Source organism: Microbacterium testaceum, from assembly GCF_001476655.1.
Taxonomy (GTDB): domain Bacteria; phylum Actinomycetota; class Actinomycetes; order Actinomycetales; family Microbacteriaceae; genus Microbacterium; species Microbacterium testaceum_C.
On sequence record NZ_LDRT01000029.1, the window covers coordinates 1 to 9,723 of the forward strand.

Genomic DNA, 9,723 nt, shown 5'->3' on the forward strand with positions numbered 1-9,723 from the left:
GAGCTCGCGCGCGACGGCGCGGGTGAAGCCGAGGATCGCGGCCTTGGCGGCCGAGTAGGGGACGCCGCCGAAGACGCCGCCGCCGCGGATGGCTGACACCGACGACATGTTCACGATGCGGCCGTATCCGCGCTCGACCATGCCCGCGGCGATCCGCTTGGTCACGACGTACGTGCCCGTGGCGTTGATCGACATGACACGGTTCCACTCGGCGAGCGTCGTCTGCAGGAAGCGGGTGGGCGAGGTGATCCCGGCGATGTTGGCGAGGGATGCCACGGGCGGCAGGTCGTTCTCGATGCGCGCGACCACGGCGTCGACCGCGGCCTCGTCGGTGACGTCGGCGCCGTAGCCGAAGGCCTCGACCCCGAACTCGTCGCGGAGTTCGGCGGCGACGGCCTCGGCGGCCGCGGCATCCAGGTCGATGACGGCGACGGGAGCGCCGGTCGCGGCGAGCGCGCGGGCGGTGGCGCGGCCGATGCCGCGGGGGGAGCCGGCGCCGGTGACGACGGCGGTGGTGGGCTGGGACATGGGGTGTTCTCCTTCGAAACGGATGGTGTGGGTCACGCGGGGACGACGGCTGCGGCGAGCAGGCCGCTGAGATACTCGGCGGCGGCGCGGGCGGCATCCGCCCGGTCGGCGTCGGCGGTGTCGCGGGTCTCGAGCTCGAGGGCGAGGTCGCCGGTGTAGCCGACCTCGGCGAGCGCCGCGGCGAGGTCGGCGAAGTCCACCCGCCCGCGGCCGATCGAGTGGTGGATGTAGCCGGGCTCGGCATCCCTCAGGTGCACGTGACGGGTGCGCGCGGCGTGCGCGGAGAGGAAGTCGCGAGGATCTCCCCCACCGGCGACGATGTGACTGGTGTCGAGCACGACGCCGATCTCGGCCGGCAGGCGCGACAGCAGCGCCCCCGCGCGGTCGAGGTCGTACGCGAGGCGGAAGAAGTGCGGAGCCTCGACCCACAGCTCGATGCCGCGGGCACGGGCGGCGGCGGAGATCTCGACGAGCCGCGCGGCGACGAGGTCGAGGTCGGCGTCGAGGTCGACGACGGGGGCGTGCTCCTGCGCGCCGTTGGGGAGCACGAGGGCGTCGGATCCGATCGCGACGCACAGGTCGAGCAGGCGGTCGACGTGCGCGGCACGGCGCGCGGCCGAACCCTCGGAGTCGGGGCGGTTGAGATCGCCCACGTCGGCGTTCACCGAGCGGACGCGGAGTCCGGATGCCACGACGGTGGCGGCCACGGCGGTCACGGCCGCGTCGTCGAGGTCGTAGGGCACGTGGTCGCAGACGCCCGGAAGGGCACCGAGGTCGATGCCCTCGAAGCCGCGGGCGCGGATCTCGGCGAGCGCCTCGGCGAGCGGCAGGTGGCGCAGCGTGATGGTCGAGCACGTGATGCGGGGGTCGGTGGCGGCCACGGTTCTCCTCCTCGAGTGTGACGGCCCGTTCGGGCTTGACGGCGAGACTATCTGTTCTATTGTTAACATTCAAACACTGAACGTGTTCCACCCGCTCCTCACCGGAGGTCGACGATGACCCGACTGTTCAATGACCCGGCCGATTTCCCCGCCGAGATGCTCGAGGGATTCGCCGCCGCCTACCCCGACATGGTCGCCCCCGTCCCCGGCGGGGTCGTGCGCAGCACCTCCTACGAGGGCGTCGCCGTGCTGGCCGGCGGCGGCTCCGGCCACTACCCCGCGTTCTGCGGCCTCGTCGGGACCGGCCTCGCGCACGGCGCCGTCGTGGGCAACATCTTCTCGTCGCCCTCGGCGTCGCAGGCGGTGTCGGTCGGCCGCGCCGCGGACCGCGGCCAGGGCGTCGTCTTCACCTTCGGCAACTACGCCGGCGACGTCCTGCACTTCGGCGAAGCCGCCACCCGCCTCGCGGACGAGGGCATCGACGCGCGCATCGTCCTCGTCACCGACGACGTCGCCAGCGCCCCGCGCGACCAGATCGAGAAGCGCCGCGGCATCGCCGGCGATCTCATCGTCTTCAAGGTGCTCGGCGCGGCCGCCGACGAAGGACTCCCCCTCGACGAGGTCGTCGCCGCCGGGCGCCACGCCAACGACCGCACCCGGACCTTCGGCATCGCCTTCGACGGCTGCACGCTGCCCGGCGCCGATGCGCCGCTCTTCCGCGTCCCCGAGGGGATGATGTCGCTGGGTCTCGGCATCCACGGCGAACCGGGCGTGAAGGACGTGCCCATCGCCTCGGCCGACGACCTCGCGGCGATGCTCGTCGACCGGCTTCTCGACGAGCTCCCCGACGGCGTCGATCAGGCCCGCGGCCAGCGCGTCACCGCGCTGCTGAACGGTCTCGGCACGGTCAAGTACGAAGAACTCTTCGTCGTGTGGCGCCGCGTCTCGCAGCTGCTGGATGCCGCGGGCGTCACCGTCGTGAGCCCCGACATCGGCGAACTGTGCACGAGCCTGGACATGGCGGGCATCTCGCTCACGCTCGTCTGGCTCGACGACGAACTCGAGCGCCGGTGGACCTCGCCCAGCCTCACGCCCGGCTACCGCAAGGGCAGCGCCCGGCCCGCCGCGCAGCTGGACGCCGCCGCACGCGACGAACTGCGCCGACGCGCCGTCGTCTCGGGCGCGGAGATCGAGCCCGGGACCCCCGCGTCCCAGAACCTGGCCGCGGGGGTGCTGCGCGCGCTCGAGACGCTGCACTCCACGATGGTCACCCATGCCGCGGAGCTCGGCCGGATCGACGCGGTCGCCGGGGACGGCGATCACGGGATCGGCATGGAGCGCGGCACCCGCGCGGCGCTCGACGCCGCGCGAGCCGCCGCCGAGCGCGGAGCCGGGGCCGGAACCCTGCTCTCGCGCGCCGGCACCGCCTGGTCGGACGTCGCCGGCGGTACGTCGGGAGCCCTGTGGGGGGGAGCCCTGCGTGCCGTCGGCGCGTCTCTCGGCGACAGCGAGTCCGCCGACACCGCGCGCCTCGTCACCGCCCTCCTCGCCGGACGCGACGCCATCACCGGAACCGGCGGCGCGACCCTCGGCGACAAGACCATGGTCGACGTGCTGCTGCCCTGGTCCGACGCCCTCACGGACGGACCCGCGGATGCCGCAACCCTCCGTTCTGCCCGCGGCGTCGCGATCGAGGCGGCCGGTGCCACCGCCGCCCTCACCCCGCGCCTCGGACGCGCGCGCCCCCTCGCCGAGCGCAGCGTCGGCACCCCCGACGCCGGCGCCGTCTCCCTCGCCCTGGCGATCGCCGCCCTCACCGACCTCGCGCTCGGGGACTCCACCCCGGCGCTCCCGCTCATCCTGGAAGGACGCTCATGACCGCGCTCGAACCCCTCCGCCTCGTCATCGGCTGCGACGACGCCGGCTACGACTACAAAGAGGTCCTCAAGGCCGACCTCGCGGCATCCGATCTCGTCGTCGACGTCGTCGACGTGGGAGTGGATGCCGACGGCCACACCGCGTATCCGCACATCGCGGTGGACGCGGCCCGCATGGTCGCCGACGGCCGCGCCGACCGCGCGCTGCTCATCTGCGGAACGGGCCTGGGCGTCGCGATCGCGGCGAACAAGGTGCCCGGCATCCGGGCCGTCACCGCACACGACTCGTTCTCGGTCGAGCGCGCGGTGCTCTCGAACGACGCGCAGGTGCTGTGCATGGGGCAGCGCGTGATCGGACTCGAGCTCGCGCGGCGCCTCGTGCGCGAGTGGCTCACGTACCGCTTCGACCCGGCCTCGGCCTCGGCCGAGAAGGTCGCGGCGATCTGCGGGTACGAGACGCCCGGGGCCGCGTGACGGGTCGCGTGCCGCGGCCTCGGCTGCGCGCGGCGGGCGCCCCGTGACGCCCGTCAGCGCAGCGGCGACTAGGTTGGTCTCCATGCCGACCTCCCCCTCGAGCGCTCTGCGCGGTCTCGGCAGTGTGAGTCGCAACACGCTGCGAGAGCAGATCCTCACGCGCCTGCGCGACGCGGTGTCGTCGGGAGAGCTGGCCCCCGGCACGCACCTGGGCGAGATCGAGCTGGCCGACTCGCTCGGGGTGTCGCGCGGCACGCTGCGCGAGGCCCTGCGCCATCTCCAGCAGGAGGGCCTGCTCGCCGCCGACTCGCGCGGACGCCTGTCGGTTCGGGTGGTGTCGGCCGCCGACATCCGCGAGATCTTCGACGTGCGCTACGCGCTCGAGTCGCTCGCGTGCGAGGAGATCTGCGCGTTCGACGACCGCTCCGACGCGGCGTCCGTACTGCGCGAACGCCTCGACACGCTGAACGCCGCCGAGGAGTTCGCCGCGCGCGTGCGCGCCGACCTCGCCTTCCACGAGACCCTGTGCGAGCTCAGCGGCAATGCCACGCTCCTGCAGTCGTGGCAGCGGGTCGCCGGGCTCGCCCGCGCGGCGCTGACCAGCGGCGGACTCGACGTGGCGGTGGCGAACATGTCGATCGACCGGCACATGCCCCTCGTCGACATCCTCGTCGAGGGCGACCCCGACGCCGCGCGACGATTCCTGCGCGGACACATGGATGCCGCTGTCGAGCGCCTGCTCGACCGCGTCGAGGCCTGAGCTCCCCGCGCTGAGCCGGCGACCGCCCGATCGTCGAGGCGATCGCATCTCGCGCCTGGTCGGCCTGCCGTCCTGCGGAGTGCGCGGCGGCGGGAGTCCCCGCCCCCTCGTGGGCCCGCCGTCCTGCGCAGCTCATGGCGCGGCATCCGGTGGGGCGCGGCACACGGCAACCCGCCCGCGGCGCCCGGGGCCGGCGGCATCCGGAACCGGTCCGGCGCTGCCCGATTCCGCATGACGGCACACGGCAACCCGCTCGCGGCAAACCGCCCGTGTCGACCGCGCCCGGCGGCATCCGCAGAAAAAAGTACGCTCAGGTGTTGCGCTCAGAGTCCTACTGTTGCATTGTTAACAATCGAACCCAGAGCGTTCAGCCCGCCGGTCTCCATCGCTGGAGCACGCGGAGGCTATCGAAGAAGATAGGAAGACCCATGGCACAGGCCACGACGTCGACCCCGGTGCTCGGCACTCCCCACCGCTGGCGCGTCGCCGCCGGCAGCACCGTCGGCACGACCATCGAGAACTACGACTTCATCGGCTACGGCACCGCCGCGGCCCTGTATTTCGGAACGGCGTTCTTCCCCGACGCCGACCCGCTCACCGGCACCCTGCTGTCGTTCGCCACTCTCGGTGTGGGCTTCGCCGCCCGCCCGATCGGCGGCATCATCGGCGGCTACCTCGGCGACAAGATCGGCCGCAAGCCGGTGCTCATCGCCTCGCTGCTCATCATGGGTCTCGCGACGTTCGCGATCGGCATCCTGCCCACCTACGCCACGGTCGGTGTCGCCGCGCCCATCCTGCTCGTGGTGACCCGCATCATCCAAGGCCTCGCGTTCGGGGCCGAGTGGGGCGGCGCGATCCTCATGACCTACGAGCACGCCCCCTGGCGCCGCAAGGGTGCGTTCGGCGCGCTGCCGCAGGCGGGCTTCCCGCTGGGGCTGCTGCTGGCCAACCTGGCATTCTTCGCCAGCTCGGGCCTGCCCGACGACTGGAAGTGGCGTACACCCTTCCTGCTCTCCGCACTGCTGGTGTTCGCCGGCCTGTACATCCGCCTGAAGGTGGAGGAGTCGCCCGAATTCGAGGAGATCAAGGAGGAGGGCAAGATCGAGAAGAACCCCCTCCTCAGCGTCCTGCGCTCTGACTGGCAGAACCTGCTGCGCGCCTTCTGCATGCGCATCGCCGAGACCGCCGGATACGCCATCGCCATCACCTACATGTCGTCGTACCTGAAGAGCAACCAGCTCGCCGACCCGTCGCAGACCATCCTCGCGATCGTCATCGCCGCCCTCGTCGGCTTCCCCGCGACCCTGTTCTGGGGCTGGCTCACCGACCGCATCGGCCGCAAGCCCGTGTACGTCTTCGGCACGACGATGATCCTGCTGTCGGGCATCCCGCTCTTCCTCATCGCCAACACCGGGGTGTTCCCGCTGATCGTCGCGGTGTTCGTCTTCAGCTTCGCGATCTGCCAGAACTCCCTCGCCGGGACGCAGGCGTCGTGGTTCCCCGAGCTGTTCAACACCGGAACCCGCTCCTCGGGAGCCTCGCTGGCCTACCAGCTCTCCGCGGTCGTCTCGGGCTTCACCGCCTTCTGGGCCGTCAGCCTGTTCCAGGCCTTCGGATGGATGGGCCCGGCCGTGCTCTTCAGCTTCTACGGCCTGGTCGGCCTCATCGCCGCCGTCCTCACCCCCGAGACCAACGGCCGTCGCCGCCGCGAGGCCGACGACGCCGCCGAGGTGGAAGCCAAGCGCGAGCTCGTCGGAGCCTGACCCTTTCGAGACACCGGATGCCACGGACCCCGCCGGGTTCGTGGCATCCGGTGTCTCTGCGGTTCGGCGTGACAGCGCTGCGTGATCGCCGGTGAGCGCCCGGCGGGATGAGCGTCACGCTGCCCGACGCGACAGGGGTGCCTCGTCCCGCTTCTGACAGTGCATGTCCCAGAAATGGTCGGTGCAGCGCGGCCCAACCCACCACAAGTGGGACGAGGGTGCGCGCGGGCCGCGCGACGGAACCTCGTCCCCCCTCTGGCGGTGCATGTCCCACAAATGGCCGGTGCAGCGCCGCCCAACCCACCACAATTGGGACGAGGGTGCGCAGAGCTCAGGCGAACGCCGCCCGCACCGCCGGCGCGATCTGCGCGAGCACCTCGTCACGCGCGGGCGTCGACGGGAACACCAGGAACAGGTGCGGCACGCCGGCGCGACGCACGAACTCCGCGGGGACTCCGGATGCCGCCAACCGCGCGGCGTACTCCTCCGCTTCGTCCGCCAGCGGGTCGACCTCGGCCGCGACGATCACGGCCGGCGCGGAACCGGTCAGGTCGGGGGCGCGCAGGGGGGCCGCTTCGACCGGGACGACCGGCCTGGCTGCGGGAGCGGTCTCCGCCCGTTCCGGCTGCGCGGACGCTGACGCGGATACCGCGGCCGCCGAGACGGGCCGCGGCGCCGACTCCGCGGCATCGTGCACGTACAGCCCCCAGTACCACTGCATGCCCTTCGCGGTCAGCGGCAGATCCTCAGTGTGCGCACGGTAGCTGGGGCGGGTGAGGTCGGGGGCGTCGAGAACAGGGCACAGCAGCACCTGGATCCGGATGCCGGGGGCCCGCCCCTCACGAGAGCGCACCGCGAGAGCCGCCGCGAGGTTGCCGCCCGCGCTGTGGCCCGCAACGCCCAGGAGACCGGGATCGACCAGTCCTCCCGCACCGGAAGCGGCGAAACGCAGCGCCCGCTCGAGGTCGTCGAGCCCGGCCGGGAAGGGATGCTCCGGAGCCAGCCGATAGTCGACGCTCAACACCTGCGTCCCCGTCGCCGCGGCGAGCGCACGACAGAGGGCGTCGTTGTTGTCGAGGTCGCCGGCGACCCATCCTCCGCCGTGGGCGAAGACGAGGGTGCCGCGGTGGCCCCCGCGAGGGCGGTACAGCCGGAGCGCGAGACCGTCGGCATCCACGTCGATCGATTCGAGGATCTCGTCGTCGGGCAGCCGCACCCACGAGGGGTTGGCGCGGAGCTCGGCGATCCGCGCGGCGTCGTCACCCGCGGCATCCGTGGCTCCCGAGGGAATCGTCCCCGCCTGCGCCGCGAGGCGCGCGAGGTGCGCCCGCACGTGAGGATCGGTGATGGCGGGGTGCACGGTCACGAGGTGCCCTTCGGTGGAGTGTGCGTCGGTCGGGTGCGCGTCGGGTCGCATGCCCGGACGCTCCGTCGCGATGGGGCGCCCAGGGAGCGCCACGCGACGTTGCCCCGAGCGTACGGCTCCGGACGCCGTCGACCGGGCCGCGGCGAAGAAGCGTTACGCCGGGGAAACACCGGCGTCGCAGGCACCGCGCACCATGGCGGCATGAGGTCTCCGGAACAGCGCGCGGCGGCGATCCTGACCACGCAGCGCTTCGTCGTCATCGGGACAGCCGACACCACCGGGCCGTGGACCGCGGCCGCACAGTACCGGCTCGTTCCTCGCGGCCTTTACGTCGAGTCCGATCTCGGGTCGCGGCACGCCCGGGCGATCGCGGGGTCGGGAACGGCATCCGGTGTCGTCTACGACTCGTCGGCGGCCGTCGCCGATGCCGACGGGGTGCAGCTGGCGTTCTCCGCGCGGGAGGTGGATGCCACGGAGCCCGCCGTGCGGGAGATTCTGGCCGCACGGCTCCCCCGCGACGCGTGCCCCGCGGACGCGCTCGATGCCGAGGTGGCGGCGGTGCTCGCGGTGCCGACGAAGCGTCTGTACGCCCTCGAGGTCGAGCGGGCATACGTCTTCGATCGCGACGCCTGGCGCTCGCGCGGCACCGACGCGCGGCGGGAGGTCGACGCCGCCGCCGTCTGGCGGATCCTCACCGGGTGACGCGGCGCGGCACGAACGGCGTAGAACGAGCGGCGCGGCACGAACGGAACAGCACGAACGGTGGAGAACGAACGGAACGGCACGAACGGTGGAGAACGAGCGGCGCGACGGCCGGCGCCGGCGCGGTCGCCGCGCGATCAGGCGAACGACTGCGCGAAAACGGCCTGCGCGATCAGCGGCAGGCCGAACGACGCCACCGCGCAGACGAGGGCCCCGCCCGCGACGATGCGGGGCACCAGACGACGCGAGCGGACGGCGAAGAACGCCGCCAGGATCGCCACCGTCGTGAGCCCGACCGGGATGAGGAACCACGCGAAGTAACCGCCCGGCACCCAGGCGGCGAGGAACAGGACCCCCACCAGCGCCGACCACCCGAAGGTCAGCACGGCGATGACGAGCAGCGAGAGCGCGATGCTGCCCACGGCCGAACCGGTGCTCCGCTCCGCCGCGGCGCCGGGTCGGGTCGCCTGAGTCATGGGCTCACCCTAGCCACATCGCGGCGTTACGCCGCCGAAACAGCCCCGTCGTCGGCGTGTGCGGGGCCGCGCGTACGGTGACGCCGAGGGCGCACCCGACGCCCACGAAAGGGATGCCATGTCGCAGCGCGTCATCGTCACGGGAGGCTCGGGCGGCATCGGCGCCGCCATCGTCGATCGGTTCGCCGCCGACGGCGCCCGGGTCGCGGTGCTCGATCGGCGCGCTCCGGGCGGGGACTCGGCATCCGGATTCTTCGCCGTCGACCTGCTCGATCCCGCCGACACCCGGCGTGCGATCGGCGAGGCGATCGACGCTCTGGGAGGGGTCGACGTCCTGGTCAACTGCGCCGGGATCTTCCAGCACGTCTCGCTCCTGGACATCACCGTCGAAGACTGGGATCGCGTGCTCGACATCAACGCGCGCGCCACGCTCGTGACGATGCAGGCCGTCGCCCCCTCGATGCTCGACGCCCGGCGCGGCGCGATCGTCAACATCGCGAGCATGGCCGCGAAGCAGGGCGGAGGCGGCGAGGGCCACTACGCCGCGTCCAAGGCCGCGGTCGTCGCACTGACGCGTGCGGGAGCCCAGGAATGGGGATGCCACGGCGTCACCGTCAACGCCGTCTGCCCCGGCTACGTGCTCACCGAGATGGGCGCCGACACGCGTTCCGAGGCCGACGTGGCCGCCTGGAGCGCGAAGTCGCCGCTGGGGCGGCTCGCGATCCCCGAGGACGTCGCGGGCGTCACCCACTTCCTCGCCTCACCCGCCGGGGGCTACCTCACCGGACAGGCGATCAACGTGACCGGCGGGATGATCATGCACTGACCCCCGCGGCCGTCGGCCGCCGCGGGCGGCGCGGGCGTTGTCTGTTATAGACATCTGACGCTTCCGACGA

10 protein-coding genes are annotated in these 9,723 nt (G+C 72.5%); 6 read left to right on the forward strand and 4 right to left on the reverse strand.

Features of this window, described 5'->3' with window-relative positions:
* Nucleotides 1-528, reverse strand: a 528-nt coding sequence (locus tag NS220_RS05440) for an SDR family NAD(P)-dependent oxidoreductase (protein WP_058623075.1), incomplete at its 3' end; no start/stop codon positions are given.
* A gap of 32 nt (nucleotides 529-560) precedes the next feature.
* A complete protein-coding gene (locus tag NS220_RS05445; protein WP_058623076.1) occupies nucleotides 561-1,409 on the reverse strand; it encodes a sugar phosphate isomerase/epimerase family protein in 849 nt (282 codons plus the stop codon).
* A gap of 114 nt (nucleotides 1,410-1,523) precedes the next feature.
* Here NS220_RS05445 and NS220_RS05450 point away from each other — a divergent pair, with 114 nt between their 5' ends.
* The 4 genes from NS220_RS05450 to NS220_RS05465 all read left to right on the forward strand — a co-directional run bounded on the left by NS220_RS05450 (nucleotide 1,524) and on the right by NS220_RS05465 (nucleotide 6,283).
* Nucleotides 1,524-3,287 (forward strand): dihydroxyacetone kinase family protein, encoded by a 1,764-nt coding sequence (locus NS220_RS05450; RefSeq protein WP_058623077.1) that lies wholly within the window; start codon nucleotides 1,524-1,526, stop codon nucleotides 3,285-3,287.
* Nucleotides 3,284-3,760, forward strand: coding sequence for a ribose-5-phosphate isomerase (locus NS220_RS05455; protein ID WP_058623078.1), 477 nt, complete (start codon nucleotides 3,284-3,286; stop codon nucleotides 3,758-3,760). Before NS220_RS05450 ends, NS220_RS05455 begins: the two co-directional genes overlap by 4 nt.
* Before the next feature lie 82 nt (nucleotides 3,761-3,842).
* A complete protein-coding gene (locus tag NS220_RS05460; protein ID WP_058623079.1) occupies nucleotides 3,843-4,520 on the forward strand; it encodes a GntR family transcriptional regulator in 678 nt (225 codons plus the stop codon).
* A gap of 428 nt (nucleotides 4,521-4,948) precedes the next feature.
* Nucleotides 4,949-6,283, forward strand: a complete 1,335-nt coding sequence (locus NS220_RS05465; RefSeq protein WP_058623080.1) for an MFS transporter — start codon at nucleotides 4,949-4,951, stop codon at nucleotides 6,281-6,283.
* 331 nt (nucleotides 6,284-6,614) lie between these two features.
* On the opposite strand, the gene NS220_RS05470 is transcribed toward NS220_RS05465, so the two are convergent.
* On the reverse strand, nucleotides 6,615-7,700 hold the full coding sequence (locus NS220_RS05470) for an alpha/beta hydrolase (protein ID WP_058623081.1): 1,086 nt from the start codon (nucleotides 7,698-7,700) through the stop codon (nucleotides 6,615-6,617).
* A gap of 150 nt (nucleotides 7,701-7,850) precedes the next feature.
* Here NS220_RS05470 and NS220_RS05475 point away from each other — a divergent pair, with 150 nt between their 5' ends.
* On the forward strand, nucleotides 7,851-8,351 hold the full coding sequence (locus NS220_RS05475; protein ID WP_058623082.1) for a hypothetical protein: 501 nt from the start codon (nucleotides 7,851-7,853) through the stop codon (nucleotides 8,349-8,351).
* A 137-nt stretch (nucleotides 8,352-8,488) separates the two neighbouring features.
* Here the strand turns inward: NS220_RS05475 and NS220_RS05480 are convergent, their stop codons facing one another.
* On the reverse strand, nucleotides 8,489-8,827 hold the full coding sequence (locus tag NS220_RS05480) for a hypothetical protein (RefSeq protein WP_058623083.1): 339 nt from the start codon (nucleotides 8,825-8,827) through the stop codon (nucleotides 8,489-8,491).
* A gap of 118 nt (nucleotides 8,828-8,945) precedes the next feature.
* Here NS220_RS05480 and NS220_RS05485 point away from each other — a divergent pair, with 118 nt between their 5' ends.
* Complete coding sequence (locus tag NS220_RS05485) at nucleotides 8,946-9,653, forward strand: SDR family NAD(P)-dependent oxidoreductase (RefSeq protein WP_058623084.1); 708 nt, start codon at nucleotides 8,946-8,948, stop codon at nucleotides 9,651-9,653.
* Nucleotides 9,654-9,723 lie beyond the last annotated feature (70 nt).

Coding starts and splice junctions, on each gene's coding strand:
- NS220_RS05460 (WP_058623079.1), top strand. CDS start 3,843: ATGCCGACCTCCCCCTCGAGCGCTCTGCGCGGTCTCGGCAGTGTGAGT.
- NS220_RS05455 (WP_058623078.1), top strand. CDS start 3,284: ATGACCGCGCTCGAACCCCTCCGCCTCGTCATCGGCTGCGACGACGCC.
- NS220_RS05475 (WP_058623082.1), top strand. CDS start 7,851: ATGAGGTCTCCGGAACAGCGCGCGGCGGCGATCCTGACCACGCAGCGC.
- NS220_RS05480 (WP_058623083.1), bottom strand. CDS start 8,827: ATGACTCAGGCGACCCGACCCGGCGCCGCGGCGGAGCGGAGCACCGGT.
- NS220_RS05465 (WP_058623080.1), top strand. CDS start 4,949: ATGGCACAGGCCACGACGTCGACCCCGGTGCTCGGCACTCCCCACCGC.
- NS220_RS05450 (WP_058623077.1), top strand. CDS start 1,524: ATGACCCGACTGTTCAATGACCCGGCCGATTTCCCCGCCGAGATGCTC.
- NS220_RS05470 (WP_058623081.1), bottom strand. CDS start 7,700: ATGCGACCCGACGCGCACCCGACCGACGCACACTCCACCGAAGGGCAC.
- NS220_RS05485 (WP_058623084.1), top strand. CDS start 8,946: ATGTCGCAGCGCGTCATCGTCACGGGAGGCTCGGGCGGCATCGGCGCC.